Origin of the sequence: Hydrogenophaga sp. (assembly GCF_050250835.1) — a bacterium.
Classification (GTDB): Bacteria; Pseudomonadota; Gammaproteobacteria; order Burkholderiales; family Burkholderiaceae_C; genus Hydrogenophaga.
The window spans coordinates 21826-39378 of record NZ_JBFWNX010000011.1; the positions used below are offsets into that span (position 1 = coordinate 21826).

Sequence of the window (17553 nt, forward strand, 5' to 3'; positions counted from 1 at the left end):
ATTCCATGGCCTCACCCGCTGTCGTGGCGCCGTTCTCGTTCCGGGACTTCCTCAACAGCTTCCTGCTCGTCGAACTTTTCAAGGGCATGGCCCTCACGGGTCGCTACGCCTTCAAGCGCAAGATCACGGTGCAGTTTCCAGAAGAGAAGACGCCGTTGTCGCCGCGATTCCGGGGACTGCATGCGCTGCGCCGCTACGAGAATGGCGAAGAGCGATGCATCGCCTGCAAGCTCTGCGAGGCTGTGTGTCCAGCGATGGCGATCACCATCGAATCCGATGTCCGCGACGATGGTTCGCGCCGCACCACGCGATACGACATCGACCTGACCAAGTGCATCTTCTGCGGCTTCTGCGAGGAGAGTTGCCCGGTGGATTCCATCGTGGAGACGCACATCTTTGAATACCACGGAGAGAAGCGCGGCGACCTGTATTTCACCAAGGAGATGCTGTTGGCCGTGGGCGACCGATACGAGGCCGAGATCGCAGCCGCCCGCGCCGCCGACGCGCCTTACCGCTGAAGCCGGGAATTCCGGCCTAGACGACACAAGAACCACGCCATGGATTACCAGACCGGCTTTTTTTACCTGTTCGCCGCTGTGCTGCTGTTTGCAGCTTACCGAGTGATCACCGCACGCAACCCGGTGCATGCCGTGCTCTATCTCATGCTGGCGTTCTCGCAGGCAGCCGCGCTGTGGCTGCTGCTCAAGGCCGAATTCCTGGGCATCACGCTGGTGCTCGTGTACCTGGGCGCGGTGATGGTGCTGTTCCTGTTCGTGGTGATGATGCTCGACATCAACATGGACTCGGTGCGCCAGGGTTTCTGGAAGCATTTCCCGCTTGCCGCCATCCTGGGTGGACTGGTCGCAGCCGAACTCATGGCCGTGCTGTGGGCCGGCTTCCCCACGCTGTCTGCCAGCCCCGATGCGGCCGGTGCGGGTGTCAACGCAGCCAACTATTCGAACACGCGTGAACTCGGCCAGTTGCTCTACACCGAGTATCTCTATCCGGTGGAAGTGGCTGCCGTGATCCTGCTGGTGGCCATGATTGCTGCCATTGCGCTCACGCTGCGCCAGCGCAAGGACAGCAAGGCGATCAACCCCGCCCTGCAGGTGCATGTGCGAGCCAGCGACCGCCTCGTGGTGCTCCCCATGTCCGCGACGCAGAAGGCACCACCCGCCGCTGAAAACACCGCCGCCGAGGAGGGCAAGGCATGACACTCACCAGCCTGACCCTGGGTCATTTCCTTTCCGTGGGTGCGATCCTTTTCGCACTGTCGGTCGTGGGCATCTTCCTCAACCGCAAGAACCTCATCGTTCTGCTCATGGCCATCGAGCTCATGCTGCTGGCCGTCAACATGAACTTCGTGGCCTTCTCCCACTACCTGGGCGACATGCACGGCCAGGTGTTCGTCTTCTTCATCCTGACCGTGGCCGCCGCCGAGTCGGCCATCGGCCTGGCCATTCTGGTGCTGCTGTTCCGCAACAAGTCGTCGATCAGCGTCGAAGAACTCAACACCCTCAAGGGTTGAGGCCAGGGCCACCACACATGCGAACTCAGGCAGTAAACCCATGAGCACCACCCTCTCTGCAAGCACCTTGCTCGCCGTCCCGCTGGCCCCTCTGGTCGGCGCCGCGCTGGCCGGCATCCTGGGCACCACCTTTGGCGGGAACGTCATTGGCCGCCGGGCTTCTCACACCCTCACGATCCTGGGTGTGCTCATTGCCTTCATCCTCTCGGCATCCACCCTCAAGAGCGTGGCGATTGACGGTGCCCGTTTCAACGAAACCCTCTACACCTGGATGGTCGTTGGCGGCCTGAAGATGGAGATCGGTTTCCTGGTCGATGGCCTCACCGCGATGATGATGGTGGTGGTCACCTTCGTCTCGCTCATGGTGCACCTCTACACCATCGGCTACATGGAAGAGGATGAAGGCTACAACCGCTTCTTTGCCTACATCTCGCTGTTCACTTTCTCCATGCTCATGCTGGTGATGAGCAACAACCTGTTGCAACTGTTCTTTGGATGGGAAGCGGTGGGCCTGGTGTCGTACCTGCTCATCGGCTTCTGGTTCAACAAGCCCACCGCGATTTTCGCCAACATGAAGGCCTTTCTGGTCAACCGCGTGGGCGACTTCGGCTTCATCCTCGGCATCGGCCTCATCGTGGCCTACGCAGGCACCATGAACTACTCCGAGGTGTTCGCCAAGGCGCCCGAACTCGGCAAGCTGGGGTTCCCGGGTACCGACTGGCTCCTGATCACCGTCATTTGCATCTGCCTGTTCATTGGCGCCATGGGCAAGAGCGCGCAGTTTCCGCTGCATGTGTGGTTGCCCGATTCCATGGAAGGCCCCACGCCCATTTCGGCGCTGATCCACGCCGCCACCATGGTCACGGCTGGCATCTTCATGGTGGCGCGCATGTCGCCGCTGTTCGAACTTTCTGACACCGCGCTCAACTTCATCATGGTCATCGGCGCCATCACTGCGCTGTTCATGGGCTTCCTGGGGATCATCCAGAACGACATCAAGCGCGTGGTCGCCTATTCCACGCTCTCGCAGCTGGGTTACATGACGGTGGCTCTCGGCGCTTCGGCCTATTCGGTGGCCGTGTTCCACCTCATGACGCACGCCTTCTTCAAGGCCCTGCTGTTCCTGGCGGCTGGCTCGGTCATCATGGGCCTGCACCACAATCAGGACATTCGCTGGATGGGCGGCGTGCGCAAGTACATGCCCATCACGTGGATCACCTCGCTGCTCGGCACGCTGGCCCTGATCGGCACGCCGCTGTTTGCCGGTTTCTATTCCAAGGACAGCATCATCGAGGCGGTTCATTTCAGCAACCTGCCGGCCTCGGGCTTTGCCTACTTCGCGGTGCTCGCTGGCGTGTTCGTCACGTCGTTCTACTCGTTCCGCCTCTATTTCCTGGTGTTCCACGGCCAGGAGCGCTACGACCAGAACCCCGACGCCCACCATGACGACCACGGCCACCACGATGAACACGGCCATGGACACGGCGACGGCAAGCCGCACGAGTCTCCCTGGGTGGTCACGGTGCCTTTGCTTCTGCTGGCCATTCCGTCGGTGGTCATCGGCTTCATGACGATCCAGCCCATGCTGTTCGGCGAGTTCCTGAAAGACGCGATCTTCATCAACCTGGATGCCCATCCGGCGATGAAGACCTTCGCCGAGGAGTTTCACGGCGCGCTGGCCATGGCCGCCCACTCCTTCTTCACGCCGCCGCTGTACCTTGCGCTGGCTGGCGCGGTGAGCGCCTGGTACATGTACCTCATCAATCCGAAGGTGCCCGCTGCCATCGGACGCGCCCTGCGCCCGATCGTGGTGGTGCTGGAGAACAAGTACTACATGGACTGGTTCAACGAGAACGTGCTGGCCAAGGCCGCGCGCGGTCTCGGCATCGGCCTGTGGAAGGGCGGCGATCGCGGCGTGATCGAAGGTGGCGTGGTCAACGCCAGCTGGAAACTCGTGGGCCTGGTGTCCTCGGTGGTGCGTCGTGCGCAGACCGGCTACCTCTACCACTACGCGCTCATGATGATCGTGGGCGTGCTGCTGTTCATGACGTATTTCGTGTGGCTCGCCAAATAAGAAGAGGAAGAACAAGATGGGTTTGCTGAGCCTTGCAATCTGGACGCCGATCTTCTTCGGCGTCGTGCTGCTGGCCCTGGGCCGCGACGAACAGGCCCCCATGGTGCGCTGGATCGCGCTGATCGGTGCAGTGGCTGGCCTGGCCGTCACCGTGCCGCTCTACACCGGCTTCAAGCTTGGCACCGCGGCCATGCAGTTCGTGGAGAACGTGCCCTGGATCGACCGCTTCAGCGTGAACTACCACCTGGGCGTGGACGGCATCTCCCTCTGGCTGGTGTTGCTCACCGCTTTCATCAATGTGGTGGTGGTCGTGGCGAGCTGGGAGTCGATCACCTCGCGCGTGAATCAGTACATGGGCGCTTTCCTGATCCTCTCGGGGCTCATGATCGGCGTGTTCAGCGCGCAGGATGCGATGCTGTTCTATGTGTTCTTCGAAGCCACGCTGATCCCGATGTACCTCATCATCGGCATCTGGGGTGGTCCGAACAAGATCTACGCCGCGTTCAAATTCTTCCTCTACACACTGCTGGGCTCGCTGCTCATGCTGGTGGCGCTCATCTACCTGTACACGCAGGCTGGCGGCAGCTTCGCGCTGGCCGACTGGTACAAGCTGCCTCTGGGAGGCACGGCGCAGACCCTCCTTTTCTTTGCCTTCTTCGCCGCCTTTGCGGTCAAGGTGCCGATGTGGCCGGTGCACACCTGGTTGCCCGATGTGCACGTGGAAGCTCCCACCGGTGGTTCTGCCGTCCTGGCGGCCATCATGCTCAAGCTTGGGGCCTACGGTTTCCTGCGTTTCTCGCTGCCCATCCTGCCCGACGCTTCGCACGAATGGGCCTGGCTCATGATCGCGCTCTCGCTGGTGGCCGTGATTTATGTGGGCCTGGTGGCCATGGTGCAGCAGGACATGAAGAAGCTGGTGGCCTATTCGTCGGTGGCCCACATGGGCTTCGTCACGCTCGGCTTCTTTGTCTTCAGCGATCTGGGTGTCTCGGGCGCCATCGTGCAGATGATTGCGCACGGCTTTGTGTCGGCCGCCATGTTCCTGGGCATCGGTGTGCTGTATGACCGCGTTCACTCGCGCGAGATTGCCGACTACGGTGGTGTGGTCAACACCATGCCCAACTTCGCCGCATTTGCACTGCTCTTCACCATGGCCAATTGCGGGCTGCCGGGCACCGCAGGCTTCGTGGGCGAGTGGATGGTGATCCTCGCCGCCGTCAAGTCCAACTTCTGGATCGGCCTGATGGCAGCGTCCGCGCTGATCTTCGGTGCGGCGTACTCGTTGTGGATGTACAAGCGCGTCTACCTTGGTGCGGTGGGCAACGACAACGTGAAGGCGCTGACCGACATCAACTCGCGCGAATTCCTGGTGCTGGCCGTGCTGGCGCTGGCGGTGCTCTACATGGGCGTCTATCCCAAGCCCTTCACCGACGTGATGGACGCTTCCGTGGCTGAACTGCTGCGCCACGTCGCCATCTCCAAACTGAACTGAGCCCGTTGCCCAAGCCATACAAGAGAACGCTCACATGATTGACAAGCTCAGCTGGGTTGCGGCCTACCCTGAAATTCTTCTGCTGACCATGGCCTGCGTGATCGCGCTGGTGGACCTGGCCGTGAAGACGCCGCTGCGTGGCGCGACCTACGCGCTCACCTTGCTCACGCTCGCCGTGGTGGCGCTGCTGCTGGGCATGGCCGCCAGTTCGGGCAACACCATTGCCGGGTTTGGCGGCATGATCGTGAGCGACCCCATGGGCAACTGGCTCAAGTGCTTTGCCAGCATCGCCGTGATGGTCACGCTGGTGTATGGACGCGGTTACGCCAGCCAGCGCGACATGCTGCGCGGCGGCGAGATGTTCACGCTTGCCATGCTCGCGCTGCTGGGCATGTTCGTCATGATTTCGGGCCACAACTTCCTCGTGATCTACCTCGGCCTGGAACTGCTCACGCTCTCCAGCTATGCACTGGTGGCGCTGCGCCGCGACAACGTGCAGGCCACCGAGGCGGCCATGAAGTACTTCGTGCTGGGCGCGCTGGCCAGCGGTTTCCTGCTCTATGGCCTGTCCATGGTCTACGGGGCCACGGGATCGCTCGATCTGTCCCAGGTACTGCAGGCCATCGCCGGTGGCGAAGCCACTCTCAAGGGTTCACCGCAGGTGCTCACGCTCGGCCTGGTTTTCGTGGTCGCGGGCCTGGCCTTCAAACTCGGCGTGGTGCCCTTCCACATGTGGGTGCCCGACGTTTACCACGGCGCGCCCACGGCCATCACGCTCATGATTGGCGGCGCCCCCAAGCTGGCTGCGTTCGCTATCGTCATCCGCCTGCTGGTCGAAGGCATGCAGCCGCTCGCGGTGGACTGGCAGCAGATGCTGGCCGTGCTGGCGGTCATGTCGCTGCTGGTGGGCAACCTCGCCGCCATCGCGCAGACCAACCTCAAGCGCATGCTCGCGTTTTCCACCATCGCTCAGATGGGGTTCATGCTCCTGGGCCTGCTCGCCGGCGTGGTGCAGGGTGATGCGGGCAACATGGCCAACGCCTACGCCTCGTCCATGTTCTACGTCATCACCTACGTGCTCACCACACTGGGCACTTTCGGTGTGATCCTGCTGCTTTCGCGCAGCGGCTTCGAGTCGGAAAACGTCAGCGATCTGGCCGGCCTCAACCAACGCAGCCCGCTCTATGCCGGCGTCATGGCCATCTGCATGTTCTCGCTGGCCGGTGTGCCGCCACTGGTCGGTTTCTACGCCAAGCTGGCGGTGTTACAGGCGCTGCTGGCCTCTTCAGCCGCCTTCTATGTGGGCCTGGCGGTGTTTGCGGTCATCATGTCGTTGATCGGCGCGTTCTATTACCTGCGCCTCGTCAAGGTGATGTATTTCGACGCGCCCACGCAGACCGCCGACATTGAAGCCGGGGCGGATGCACGCTCGGTGCTTTCGCTCAATGGCGCCCTGGTGCTGGTGCTCGGCATACTGCCCGGTGGGCTCATGACGCTCTGCGCCCAGGCTGTGAGCAAGCTCTTCGCCTGAGCCGTGTGCGTGTGCGGCGATGAACTCGCCGGTGCGCGCCGGCTCACACGTTCATGACGCACACCTTCTCTGTCTGGTTCATCCTGTTGGCCGCCTTCCTGGCGGCCAACATTCCCTTCATCAACGATCGCTGGCTTGCCGTGTGGCCGCGCCGCGCGCCCAAGACTCTCTGGATGCGTGTGGGTGAACTTGTCGTGCTGTACGCGCTGGTGGGTGGACTGGGTCTTGGGCTGGAGCAGCGCGCCGGTCAGATTGCCCCGCAAGGCTGGGAGTTCTACGCCACCACGGGCGCGCTGTTCCTCACGCTGGCGTTTCCCGGCTTCGTGTACCGTTACCTCTATCGCCGCCGCGGATGAGTCACGAGGACGATCCCCACCTTCAGGAGACCCCCCTGGCGCGCTCCGAGCTGCTGCGTGGTCATTTCCTGCATGTGGTGCGCGATACGGTTCGCCTGCCCAACGGCGCCGAGGCCACGCGCGAGTTCGTGTTGCATCCCGGCGCCGTGATGATCATCGGCCTGCTGGACGACGGGCGCGTGGTGCTCGAGCGCCAGTTTCGCCACCCGATGCGGGCCGTGATGATCGAATTCCCTGCCGGCAAGCTTGACGCGGGCGAAGGCAGCCTCTTGTGCGCGAAACGCGAGCTGCTGGAAGAGACCGGCTACAGCGCACGCGAATGGGCCTTTGCCGGGCGGCTTGCGCCCACCATTGCGTACTCCGACGAGGTCATCGACATCTGGTTCGCCCGTGGCCTCACGCTGGGCGAGCGCCAGCTCGATGAGGGTGAGTTTCTGGACGTCTTCGCGGCCACGCCGGCCGAGCTTCACGCCTGGTGCTTTGGCGGCAAGGTGATCGACTGCAAGACTCTGATCGGCTCGATGTGGCTGCAGAATGTGTTGCGCGGTGAATGGGCATTGTCCTGGCAGGGCGCTGACGCAACCGACGATGCCGGAGAATTCACCGCATGAAGGTCCTCAACCTGCAATGCGCGCATCAGCACGGGTTCGAAGGCTGGTTTGGATCGGAAGACGACTTTACGAGCCAGCTGGAGCGTGGTCTGGTGAGTTGCCCGCTGTGCGGCGACTCGCACATCGAGAAAAAGCTCTCGGCCCCACGCCTGAACTTGCGCACCGCGCGCCGCGATGAAAGCACGCCATCTGCAGGTGCGGTGGCGCTCAGCAACCACGCCGTTCCCAGCCCCGATCTGGGCGAGCTTCAGGCGCGCATGCTCAAGGCGCTGCGCGAGGTGGTGGCCAACACCGAAGACGTGGGTGAACGCTTCGCCGAGGAGGCGCGCGCCATGCACCATGGCGAGAAGGAGCACCGCCAGATCCGCGGCCAGGCCAGCGCGCAGGAAGCGCTGGAACTGATCGAGGAAGGCATCGACGTCATGCCCTTGCCGATGCTACCCGCGGCCAAGGAAACTCTGCAGTAGCAGGGACACCCCCCTGCGCCGCTGCGCGGCTTCCCCCCTCTCTGGCGCGCCTTCGGCGCTTGGAGGGGGGACGACAGCTCGGGCCGGCGGAGCCGTCCCTTGCTGTCTCTTGATGAGCAGCTCTTCTCTCCGGAGTGTGTGCCTGCGTCCAGAGATGCCGTGGAACCGGCTCCGCCGGGCCACAGGCATCGTCCCCCCTCCAAGCGCCGAAGGCGCGCCAGAGAGGGGGGAAGCCGCGCAGCGGCGCAGGGGGGAGTTACGGATACAGTCCGCGCAGGTCGCGTGCGTGCAGGATGCGTTTGCACGCCACGATGAAGGTCGCGGTGCGCAGGCTTACCTTGTTTTCGTCGGCCACCTGCCACACGGCGGCAAACGCGTCTTTCATGATTTTGACCAGACGCGCGTTGATCTCGTCTTCGCTCCAGAAGAAGCTGGAGAAATCCTGCACCCACTCGAAGTAGCTCACGGTCACGCCGCCGGCGTTGGCGATCACGTCGGGCAGCACCAGCACATTGCGGTCGTGCAGGATGTCGTCGGCCTGTGGCGTGGTGGGGCCGTTGGCGCCTTCAATCACCATGCGGGCCTGAATGCGTCCGGCGTTGGCCTCGGTGATCTGCGACTCCAGCGCGGCGGGAATCAGGATGTCACACGGCACGCTCCAGAAGGCGTCGTTGTCGATCACCTCGGCGCCTCCAAAGCCCGCCACAGAGCCTACGCGCGCCACATGGGCGAGCAGGGCGGGTACGTCGAGCCCTGCTTCGCGGTAGATGGTGCCGCCATGGTCCTGCACCGCCACCACCTTGGCGCCGGCCTCGGCAAACAGCTTGCCCGCCACGCCGCCCACGTTGCCGAAGCCCTGTACAGCCACGCGCGCGGTGGCCACGTCCAGCCCGATGCGCCGGGCCGCTTCCACGCCCACGGTGAACACGCCGCGTCCCGTGGCTTCGCGCCGTCCCAGTGAACCACCCAGGTCCACCGGCTTGCCGGTGACCACGCCGGTGGCCGTCGAGCCCTCGTTCATGGAATACGTGTCCATCATCCAGGCCATGACCTGCTCGTTGGTGTTCACGTCCGGCGCCGGAATGTCCTTGGTTGGGCCGATGATGATGCCGATCTCGCTGGTGTAGCGGCGCGTCACGCGCTCAAGCTCGCCGATGGTGAGCTGGCGCGGATCCACGCGAATGCCCCCTTTGGCGCCGCCGTACGGCACGTTCACCGCCGCGTTCTTGATCGACATCCAGGCCGAGAGCGCCATCACTTCCGAGAGCGTCACGTCCTGGTGGAAGCGCACGCCGCCCTTGCCAGGCCCGCGAGAAGTGTTGTGCTGCACCCGGTAGCCCTCGAAGTGCGCCACGGACCCATTGTCCAGGTGGATGGGCACGTCCACGATCAACGTGCGCTTGGGGCGCTTCAAGGTGTCGACCCAGCGGGCCAGCGATCCCAGGTACGGTGTGACGCGGTCCACCTGCTGCAGGTAGACGCCCCAGGGGCCGAGGTGTTTGGGATCGAGGTACGAGGGCAGGGCCTGTGTAAAAACGGCCGGGGCGCTGGTGGCGCCACCGGCCTGAGACTGCGGTGCTTGTGACATGGTGCGGGATTCCTTGTGGGTGTGCTGGCCCATGCAATGAGCCAGCCCGCTAGCTTAAGCAGCCGCCTGTGGCTTGTCCAAGGCCAGGATGCCATTCGGTCATGCCGTTCGCGCATGACCCCGGCCAGCCGCCGAGCCGCTCCCAAGGCAGGCCCGGCCCCCGGGGCAGCGGCCCGCGCAGCGGCGAATCGTCGGGTTCCCGGACTTAGGCGTTGAATTGCAAGGCAGCCAGCCCGGCGTACACGCCACCCTGGGAAACAAGCTCAGCGTGGGTTCCCTGTTCCACCAGCCGTCCATGGTCCAGCACCACGATGTGGTCGGCCCGCTGCACGGTGGCCAGGCGGTGTGCAATCACCAGCGTGGTGCGGTCCTTCATGGCCGACTCCAGCGCGGCCTGCACCATGCGCTCGCTCTGTGCGTCCAGCGCGCTGGTGGCCTCGTCGAGCAGCAGCAGCGGCGGGTTTTTCAGCATGGCGCGCGCGATGGCGATGCGCTGGCGCTGGCCTCCCGAGAGCCGCACGCCCCGTTCGCCGAGGAAGGTGTCGTAGCCCTCGGGCAACTGGTCGATGAACTCGTCGGCAAACGCGGCTTTCGCCGCCGATCGCACCTCGTCGTCGCTGGCGCCAGGATGGCCGTAGCGGATGTTTTCCATCGCGCTGCTGGAAAAAATCACTGGGTCTTGCGGCACGATGCCCACGCGCGAGCGCAGATCGTGCAGGCTCATCTGGTCGATCGCCACGCCGTCCAGCCGGATGCTGCCGTGCGCCGGGTCGTAATAGCGCAGCAGCAGGCTGAACACCGTGCTCTTGCCCGCGCCACTGGGCCCCACCAGCGCCACGGTCTGCCCGGAGCTCACCGCGAGGCTGAAATCGGCCAGCGCGGGCTGGGCCGGGCGCGACGGGTAGTGAAAGTTGACGTTTTCAAAGACGAGCGTGCTGCCGCCGGCCGGCTGCGGCGCCTGCAGCGGCCGCACCGGCGACTGCACGGGCGACTCCATGGCCAGCAATTCCATAAGCCGCTCACTCGCGCCTGCTGCGCGCAGCAGATCGCCATACACCTCGCCCAGCACCGCCACCGCGCTGGCCAGAATGATCACGTACAGCACCGTCTGCCCCAGGTGCCCCGGGCTGATGCTGCCCGCCAGCACCGCCTGCGTGCCCTGGTACAGGCCCCACAGCAGCAGGCCGGCCGTACTGATGATGATGAAGGCCACCAGCACCGAACGCGCCCGCGTGCGGCGTATCGCCGTCTCGAAGGCAAACTGCGTCGAAGCCGCAAAGCGAGTGGCCTCGCGATCTTCAGCGGTGTAGCTCTGCACGATGGGGATCGCGTTGAGCACCTCCGCCGCGATGGCGCTGGAGTCGGCCACGCGGTCCTGGCTGGCGCGCGAGAGCTTGCGCACGCGGCGCCCGAACCACATGCTCGGCAACACCACCAGCAGCAGAATCAGCAGCACCTGTGTCATCACATACGGATTGGTCCACACCAGCATGATCAGTGCGCCGATGCCCATCACGCCATTGCGCAGACCCATCGACAGCGAAGAACCCACCACCGTCTGCACCAGCGTGGTGTCGGTCGTCAGGCGCGAAAGCACTTCACCGGTTTGCGTGGTCTCGAAGAACTGCGGGCTCTGGCGCAGCACGTGGCTGTAAACCGCATTGCGCAGGTCCGCCGTCACGCGCTCACCCAGCCAGCTCACCAGGTAGAAGCGCACCGCCGAAAAAACGCCCAGCGCCACCGCCACACCGAACAGCGCGGCGAAATGCCCGCGCAGTGCCATCGCCTGTTCGCCACGCCCGGCGGGCGCCAGGCCGCTGTCGATGAGGAACCGCAGCGCCAGCGGAAATGCCAGCGTGGCCACCGCCGCGAGCACCAGGAACAGCAGCGCCAGCGCAATCTGCACGCGGTAGGGGCGAATGAAAGGCCGCAAGCCACCCAGTGAGGTGGGCGAGGTGGCTTTGGGTCGGTCGGCAGGTGGCGTGGCGGGCATGGGGGAGAGTGTGCCGGGTTTCTACGCCATGCGGCTTCAACCCCCCAGCACCCCGAGCGCAAATGGGAGGCTGAGCATGCCCAGCAGCGTCGACAGCGTGACCAGCCCGGCCACATACGGCCCGTTGTAGCCCATGCGCGCCGCCAGCACATAGCAGCTCGAAGCCGTGGGCACCGCTGAGAACATCAACAGGATGGTGGTTTGGGTGGCGTCCAGCCGGAACAGCTTCGCCAGTCCAAAGGCCATGAGCGGCATGCCCAGGTGTTTCACCGCCAGCACCAGGCCGCCGAGCAGCTTGGCGCTGGACAGCATGCCGAACTGCATACCCGCACCGGCAGCCATGAGGCCCAGCGCCAGCGAAGCCTGGCCGATGCGATTGACGGTCGGTTCGAGCCACACCGGCATCTGGAAGCCCAGCAGATTGGCCACCAGCCCCGACACCGTGCCAATGATCAGCGGGTTGCGCGCCAGTTCGCGCACAAAGCCCTTGTTGCCATGCCGTGCCATGGGCCACACCGCGCCCACGTTGAACAGCGGCACGCACACGCCGATCAGCACCGCGATCATCAGCAGACCCGGGGCGCCCGCCACTTTGTCGGCCAGTGCCAGCGCGATGAAGGAATTGAATCGAAACCCCACCTGCGCGCTCGCGGCGTGAAGGCGCACGTCGATCCGCTGGCCGATCCAGGGCCATTGGGGGAGCGAGTAGGCCAGGGCGATGCCACCGATGCCGAGCGTGACGCCCGCGCCCATGAGGCTGGACGCCTGGCCCAGGTCGAGCGGGCTCTTGACGATGCTGTGGAACAGCAGCACCGGGAACAGAAAGTAGTAGACGAGGCTCTCGACCTGTTCCCATACCTTGCGGTTGAGCGCGGTGAAGCGGCACACCAGGTAGCCGCAAAGGATGAGCGAGAAGTCGGGGAAGAGGAGCTGGGCAAAATTCACGGCTTGAGCATACCGGGCGGGCGGCAGGCCCGCAGAACAGTGACGCCGCCGTCCGATGGCAGCCAGTGCGACATGGCCCGGCACTCACCCCGCACACAGAGTTGGTAGTCGGCGGTGAATTCCGACCGGGTGAGGTTCAGCCGGGCGGGCTGCGCGATGGTCGGTGTGTAGACGAACCAGCCATCCTTGAGCACCGCGTCGGGCGGCGGCTCCATGCCGGCGGCCGAGCCTCGCACACGCGCTTGCAGCGCCTTCAACACGGGCGCGTCACCCGGCTCGCTGCCCGGCGCCACCGCGTAGTCTTCTTCCCAGCGCACTTTCTCGATGGAGTGTGTCCAGGCCAGTGTGAAATGGCGGGCGTCGACAAAAGCTGGCGCCGCCGCCTTGGCGGCCAGCGCCAGACACACACCCATCAAGACCATGGCGTCGGCTCAGTGGGCCACTTGCGCACGCTGTGCCCGCAGGCGCCAGACGTGCCAGGCCACGAACAGCGCCACCGCACCCAGGCCGATCTCGTCGGTGAGCGGCAACGCCACCACCAGGAAACTCGCCGAAACGATCGCCACGATGCGCTCTGTCCAGTTGAGCGGTCCGATCAGGAAGCCGATGGCACCCGCGCCCCACATGCCGATGGCCACCAGCGCCTTGAAGACGATCCAGGTCGTGTCCAGCCAGTCGCCGGACTGCAGCATCAGCGCGGGGCTGTAGACCGCCATGAACGGCACGATGAAGCCCGCAATGGCCACGCGGATCGCCTGCACGCTGATCTTCAGCCCCGTTTCTCTCGCAATGGGCGCTGCTGCGAAGCACGCCAGCGCCACCGGCGGCGTGAGGTCGGCCATGATGCCGAAATAGAACACGAACATGTGCGAGACGATGAGGGGAACGCCCAGTTGCAGCAACACCGGCGCGGCCAGCGAACTGGTGATGATGTAGTTCGGAATGGTGGGAATCCCCATGCCGAGCACCAGACAGGTGATCATGGTGAGCAGCAGCGCCAGGAACAGGCTGTCCTTGCCGATGGCAATGATGTGGCCGCCCAGCTCGGCGGCCACGCCAGTGAGGTTGATCACGCCGATGATCACGCCCACCAGGGCACAGGCGATGGCCACGGGCAGCGCGTGGCGCGCGCCATCCACCAGCGCCTGAACGGCCAGGGCGCGTGCATCGCCACCGCGCCGCAGCACGTAGGTGAGCGCCACCAGCAGCGCAACGAGCACGAAGAATGTGCCCACGCCAAACTGGTAGAAGCCCGCGCAGGCAAAGCCCAGCAGGGCCCAGGCCAGCGCGCGCAGGGCCGGCGCATTCACGCCGCTGATCACCGCGGCGCCGAAGATCAGGATCACGGTGAGCCCCAGGCCCACGGTGCCCGAGAACAGGGGCGTATAGCCGGAGAAGAGCAGCGCCACCAGACCGATCAGGGGCAGCAGCAGGTACCAGCGCTCGCGCACCGCCGTCCATGGATTGGGGCACTCTTCCTTCGACAGCCCCAGCAACCCCTTGCGGCCGGCCTCCAGGTGCACCATCCAGAAGGCGGTGACGAAATACAGTATGGCCGGAATCAGCGCCGCCTTGACGATCTCGATGTACGGCACGTTGATGGTCTCGGCCATGATGAAGGCCACCGCCCCCATCACTGGCGGCATGATCTGCCCGCCCATGCTGGCCGTGGCCTCCACGCCGCCCGCGAACGCGGGGCTGTACCCGAAACGCTTCATCAGCGGAATGGTGAACTGGCCCGTGGTCACCACGTTGGCCACGCCAGAGCCGTTGATGGTGCCCATGAGGCCCGAGGAAATCACCGATACCTTGGCCGGACCGCCGCGCGTGTGGCCCACCGTGCCCATGGCGAAATCGTTGAACAGGCGGATCATGCCGGCCTGTTCCAGGAAGGCGCCGAACAGGATGAACAGGAAGATGTAGGTGGACGAGACGTAGGTCGGCGTGCCGTAGATGCCTTCGGTACCGAAACCCAGCGCACTCACCACCTGGTCCACGCCGAAGCCCCGGTGCGCCAGCGTGCCGGGCAGGTGCTGGCCGAACAGCGCATACGCCAGGAAGATGCCGCAGATCAGCGGCAGGCCCCAGCCCATCACACGGCGCGCGGCCTCGAACACCAGCGCGATGGTGACCACGCCCACCACCCAGTCCGAGGCGACCAGGTCACCGGCACGAAGCGTCAGGTCGCTTTCGTAGTACCAGTGGTAGAGACCGAACACGAAGCCTACGATGCCCAAGGTCCAGCCCAGCATGCGCCCGAAGGTCGCCAGTGCCGCGCGGCGTGTTTCGAAGGGTGGATAGAGCGTGAAGATCATCAGCAGCACGAACCCGACGTGGATGGCGCGGATCACCTGGCTCGACAGCGGGTGAAACGAGGCCATCCAGATCTGGTAGCCGGAGAAAAGCAGGGCGATCCAGAACACGCCCATGGGCAGCGCCTTGAGGTGGCTGCCTTCCTTGTTGTTGTTGTCGGTCATGCGGTCCTCGTGTCAACAGAAACGGATACGGCCCCAGGGAAGGGGCCGTATCGCTCGTCCAATGATGTCCGTGGCGGGCCTTACTTGATCAGGCCCACTTCCTTGTAGTAGCGCTCGGCACCTGGGTGCAGCGGCACCGGCATGCCCTTGACGGCGTTCTCGCGCTTGATCGACTTGGCCGCGTTGTGGGCCGCGTAGAGGGTGTCGATGTTTTCGTACATCTGCTTGGCCATCTGGTAGGCCAGGTCATCCGACACGCCACTGTGCGTGATCAGGAAGTTGGGGATGGCGGCGGTGGCCACGTCGGCTGTCTGGCCGGTGTATGTGTTGGCCGGAATGACGGCGGGCTGGTACGCCGGGTCGCCCACCTTGGCCACCACGTCGGCCGGCACGGCCACCACGACAATCTTCACCGCCGTGGCCAGGTCACGGATGGAGGCCACACCCAGGCCGGCAGACTGCAGCGTGGCGTCGAGCTGGCGGTTCTTGATGAGTTCGACCGACTCGCCGAAAGGCAGGTACTCCACCTTGGCAAGGTCGGTGTAGGCCAGGCCCGCCGCCTTGAAGATGGCGCGTGCGTTGAGTTCGGTGCCCGATTTGGCCGCACCCACCGAAACGCGTTTGCCCTTGAGGTCGGCCAGCGTCTTGATGCCGGAGTCGGCACTGGCCACGATCTGGATGTAGTTGTTGTAGGTGGCCGAGAGCCCGCGAAGCTTGTCCAGCTTGGTGTTGAAACCGGCTTCGGCGTTGCCGCGCCATGCGTCTGAAACCGCGTCGGCCAGCGACATGGCCAGCTCACCGCGACCGGCCTGCAGCAGGTTGAGGTTCTCGGCCGATGCCTTCGTCACCTGTGCAGTGGAGCGCACGTTGGGAATGGCCTTGCCATAGATTTGCGACAGCGCCACGCCCATCGGGTAGTACACGCCACTCTGGCCACCCGTGAGAACGTTGATGAACTGCTGCTGCTGGGCCGAGGCGACGCCGGCGATGAGGGCGGCTCCCAGGCTCAGGCCCAGGCCGATCTTGTGAAACAAACGCATGGTGAGGGTCTCCTGTCATTGGAAAAAAGCAAAAGGGCAGAATACAACAAGTTGATACGAAGGGAACCCCGGTAAGTGCGTAGGCCAATGCCCAGGGTTTTCCCCAGCATCGGGGCACTGCACAGTGCCTACACCACCCACCGCCATCCATGTCCGTTCGCTCCAGCTCCGCCGACCCTTCCGCGTCGGAATCGCCCCAGGCAAGGGCCAGCAGCGCCGCAGCCGAAGCGTTTGTGGATGCACTCTGGCTGGAAGAAGGCCTCTCGCGCAACACGCTCGACGCCTATCGGCGAGACCTCGTGCTGCTCGGCCAGTGGCTGGCCGTGCAGGGCAGGCAGCTGCCCCACGCCACCGAGGCCGACCTCAACGGGTATTTCAGCGCGCGCCACACGCAGACCCGCGCCACCACCGCCAACCGGCGGCTCACCGTGTTCAAGCGCTACTTTCGCTGGGCGCTGCGCGAACGGCAGATCGCGGTCGACCCGACCTTGCGGATCTCACCCGCGCGTCAGCCGCTGCGCGTGCCCAAGACGCTCTCTGAAGCGCAGGTGGAAGCCCTGCTCAACGCGCCCGACACCGGCACCCCACTGGGCATGCGAGACCGTTGCATGCTCGAACTCATTTACGCCAGCGGCCTGCGCGTGAGCGAACTCGTCACGCTCAAGACCTGGCACGTGGGCATGAACGAACACGTGCTGCGCATCACTGGCAAGGGCAACAAGGAACGCCTGGTGCCCTTTGGCCAGGTGGCCGGGCAGTGGCTGCAGCGCTACCTGGCGCAAAGCCGTGGCGAGATTCTGGGAGGCCTGCAGAGCGAAGACCTGTTCGTCACCGCACGCGGCTCGCGGGCGGGCGAAGCCATGACGCGCGCGATGTTCTGGCAACTCGTGAAGAGATACGCCTTGCAGGCCGGCATCAACTCGCCACTGTCACCCCACACCTTGCGCCACGCCTTTGCCACGCACCTGCTCAACCACGGTGCAGATCTGCGCGCTGTGCAGATGCTGCTGGGCCACGCCGACATCTCCACCACCACCATCTACACCCACGTGGCGCGCGAGAGACTCAAGACCATCGTGGCGCAGCACCATCCGCGGGGATGAGAGTCTGTCAGGCGACCGTTCCCCGGAAGCTTGGTCAGCCCGTGCGGGCTGATGCACAGAGAACCTGTTCGCCCTGAGCCCCAGAGAACCCGTTCGCCCAGAGCCCCAGAGAACCCGCTCGCCCTGAGCCTTAGAGAACCCGTTCGCCCTGAGCCTCAAAGAACCCGTTCGCCCTGAGCCTGTCGAAGGGCAGCGTATACAGACCCGCGCAGGAGCTTCGACAGGCTCAGCCCGAACGGAGTCACGCCAGCCCGAACGGAGTCACGCCAGCCCGAACGAAGCCGCACTCAGCCCGAACGGAGTCACGCCAGCCCGAACGGAGTCACGCCAGCCCGAACGGAGCCACGC

General features: G+C 64.6%; 16 protein-coding genes. 10 read left to right on the plus strand and 6 right to left on the minus strand.

Going from position 1 to position 17553, the window contains the following annotated elements; genetic code table 11:
• The first annotated feature begins 5 nt into the window (after window positions 1-5).
• The 9 genes from nuoI to AB7F11_RS14310 are packed head-to-tail and all read left to right on the plus strand — an operon-like array spanning window position 6 to window position 8059.
• A complete protein-coding gene (gene nuoI / locus AB7F11_RS14270) occupies window positions 6-518 on the plus strand; it encodes an NADH-quinone oxidoreductase subunit NuoI (RefSeq protein ID WP_428289020.1) in 513 nt (170 codons plus the stop codon).
• 39 nt (window positions 519-557) lie between these two features.
• Window positions 558-1214: an NADH-quinone oxidoreductase subunit J gene (locus AB7F11_RS14275; protein WP_428288981.1), complete on the plus strand. Its 657-nt coding sequence runs from the start codon at window positions 558-560 to the stop codon at window positions 1212-1214.
• Window positions 1211-1528: an NADH-quinone oxidoreductase subunit NuoK gene (nuoK, locus tag AB7F11_RS14280; protein ID WP_086124412.1), complete on the plus strand. Its 318-nt coding sequence runs from the start codon at window positions 1211-1213 to the stop codon at window positions 1526-1528. Before AB7F11_RS14275 ends, nuoK begins: the two co-directional genes overlap by 4 nt.
• Before the next feature lie 40 nt (window positions 1529-1568).
• On the plus strand, window positions 1569-3602 hold the full coding sequence (gene nuoL / locus AB7F11_RS14285) for an NADH-quinone oxidoreductase subunit L (protein WP_428288982.1): 2034 nt from the start codon (window positions 1569-1571) through the stop codon (window positions 3600-3602).
• Window positions 3603-3618: 16 nt separating this feature from the next.
• Window positions 3619-5094, plus strand: coding sequence for an NADH-quinone oxidoreductase subunit M (locus tag AB7F11_RS14290; RefSeq protein WP_428288983.1), 1476 nt, complete (start codon window positions 3619-3621; stop codon window positions 5092-5094).
• 34 nt (window positions 5095-5128) lie between these two features.
• Window positions 5129-6625: an NADH-quinone oxidoreductase subunit NuoN gene (nuoN, locus tag AB7F11_RS14295; RefSeq protein ID WP_428288984.1), complete on the plus strand. Its 1497-nt coding sequence runs from the start codon at window positions 5129-5131 to the stop codon at window positions 6623-6625.
• Between the two features lie 53 nt (window positions 6626-6678).
• Entirely contained in the window at window positions 6679-6981 is a 303-nt protein-coding gene (locus tag AB7F11_RS14300; protein ID WP_428288985.1) for a DUF2818 family protein, read from the plus strand.
• A complete protein-coding gene (locus AB7F11_RS14305) occupies window positions 6978-7592 on the plus strand; it encodes an NUDIX domain-containing protein (RefSeq protein ID WP_428288986.1) in 615 nt (204 codons plus the stop codon). The genes AB7F11_RS14300 and AB7F11_RS14305 overlap by 4 nt, the downstream gene beginning before the upstream one ends.
• A complete protein-coding gene (locus AB7F11_RS14310) occupies window positions 7589-8059 on the plus strand; it encodes a DUF1178 family protein (RefSeq protein ID WP_428288987.1) in 471 nt (156 codons plus the stop codon). Before AB7F11_RS14305 ends, AB7F11_RS14310 begins: the two co-directional genes overlap by 4 nt.
• Window positions 8060-8315: 256 nt before the next feature.
• On the opposite strand, the gene AB7F11_RS14315 is transcribed toward AB7F11_RS14310, so the two are convergent.
• The 6 genes from AB7F11_RS14315 to AB7F11_RS14340 all read right to left on the minus strand — a co-directional run bounded on the left by AB7F11_RS14315 (window position 8316) and on the right by AB7F11_RS14340 (window position 16102).
• Entirely contained in the window at window positions 8316-9647 is a 1332-nt protein-coding gene (locus AB7F11_RS14315) for a Glu/Leu/Phe/Val family dehydrogenase (protein WP_428288988.1), read from the minus strand.
• A gap of 205 nt (window positions 9648-9852) precedes the next feature.
• On the minus strand, window positions 9853-11640 hold the full coding sequence (locus tag AB7F11_RS14320; RefSeq protein WP_428288989.1) for an ABC transporter transmembrane domain-containing protein: 1788 nt from the start codon (window positions 11638-11640) through the stop codon (window positions 9853-9855).
• A gap of 36 nt (window positions 11641-11676) precedes the next feature.
• Window positions 11677-12585, minus strand: coding sequence for an AEC family transporter (locus tag AB7F11_RS14325; RefSeq protein ID WP_428288990.1), 909 nt, complete (start codon window positions 12583-12585; stop codon window positions 11677-11679).
• Window positions 12582-13007, minus strand: coding sequence for a DUF1850 domain-containing protein (locus AB7F11_RS14330; RefSeq protein WP_428288991.1), 426 nt, complete (start codon window positions 13005-13007; stop codon window positions 12582-12584). The genes AB7F11_RS14325 and AB7F11_RS14330 overlap by 4 nt, the downstream gene beginning before the upstream one ends.
• Window positions 13008-13016: 9 nt before the next feature.
• Window positions 13017-15062: a TRAP transporter permease gene (locus tag AB7F11_RS14335; RefSeq protein WP_428288992.1), complete on the minus strand. Its 2046-nt coding sequence runs from the start codon at window positions 15060-15062 to the stop codon at window positions 13017-13019.
• A gap of 80 nt (window positions 15063-15142) precedes the next feature.
• A complete protein-coding gene (locus AB7F11_RS14340) occupies window positions 15143-16102 on the minus strand; it encodes a TAXI family TRAP transporter solute-binding subunit (protein ID WP_428288993.1) in 960 nt (319 codons plus the stop codon).
• 149 nt (window positions 16103-16251) lie between these two features.
• On the opposite strand from AB7F11_RS14340, the gene xerD reads away from it, so the two are divergent.
• On the plus strand, window positions 16252-17205 hold the full coding sequence (gene xerD / locus AB7F11_RS14345; RefSeq protein ID WP_428288994.1) for a site-specific tyrosine recombinase XerD: 954 nt from the start codon (window positions 16252-16254) through the stop codon (window positions 17203-17205).
• Window positions 17206-17553 lie beyond the last annotated feature (348 nt).

Bases quoted from the DNA above. Each gene is read 5' to 3' on its own strand.
- nuoI (WP_428289020.1), top strand. From the start codon at position 6: ATGGCCTCACCCGCTGTCGTGGCGCCGTTCTCGTTCCGGGACTTCCTC.
- AB7F11_RS14275 (WP_428288981.1), top strand. From the start codon at position 558: ATGGATTACCAGACCGGCTTTTTTTACCTGTTCGCCGCTGTGCTGCTG.
- nuoK (WP_086124412.1), top strand. From the start codon at position 1,211: ATGACACTCACCAGCCTGACCCTGGGTCATTTCCTTTCCGTGGGTGCG.
- nuoL (WP_428288982.1), top strand. From the start codon at position 1,569: ATGAGCACCACCCTCTCTGCAAGCACCTTGCTCGCCGTCCCGCTGGCC.
- AB7F11_RS14290 (WP_428288983.1), top strand. From the start codon at position 3,619: ATGGGTTTGCTGAGCCTTGCAATCTGGACGCCGATCTTCTTCGGCGTC.
- nuoN (WP_428288984.1), top strand. From the start codon at position 5,129: ATGATTGACAAGCTCAGCTGGGTTGCGGCCTACCCTGAAATTCTTCTG.
- AB7F11_RS14300 (WP_428288985.1), top strand. From the start codon at position 6,679: ATGACGCACACCTTCTCTGTCTGGTTCATCCTGTTGGCCGCCTTCCTG.
- AB7F11_RS14305 (WP_428288986.1), top strand. From the start codon at position 6,978: ATGAGTCACGAGGACGATCCCCACCTTCAGGAGACCCCCCTGGCGCGC.
- AB7F11_RS14310 (WP_428288987.1), top strand. From the start codon at position 7,589: ATGAAGGTCCTCAACCTGCAATGCGCGCATCAGCACGGGTTCGAAGGC.
- AB7F11_RS14315 (WP_428288988.1), bottom strand. From the start codon at position 9,647: ATGTCACAAGCACCGCAGTCTCAGGCCGGTGGCGCCACCAGCGCCCCG.
- AB7F11_RS14320 (WP_428288989.1), bottom strand. From the start codon at position 11,640: ATGCCCGCCACGCCACCTGCCGACCGACCCAAAGCCACCTCGCCCACC.
- AB7F11_RS14330 (WP_428288991.1), bottom strand. From the start codon at position 13,007: ATGGTCTTGATGGGTGTGTGTCTGGCGCTGGCCGCCAAGGCGGCGGCG.
- AB7F11_RS14335 (WP_428288992.1), bottom strand. From the start codon at position 15,062: ATGACCGACAACAACAACAAGGAAGGCAGCCACCTCAAGGCGCTGCCC.
- AB7F11_RS14340 (WP_428288993.1), bottom strand. From the start codon at position 16,102: ATGCGTTTGTTTCACAAGATCGGCCTGGGCCTGAGCCTGGGAGCCGCC.
- xerD (WP_428288994.1), top strand. From the start codon at position 16,252: ATGTCCGTTCGCTCCAGCTCCGCCGACCCTTCCGCGTCGGAATCGCCC.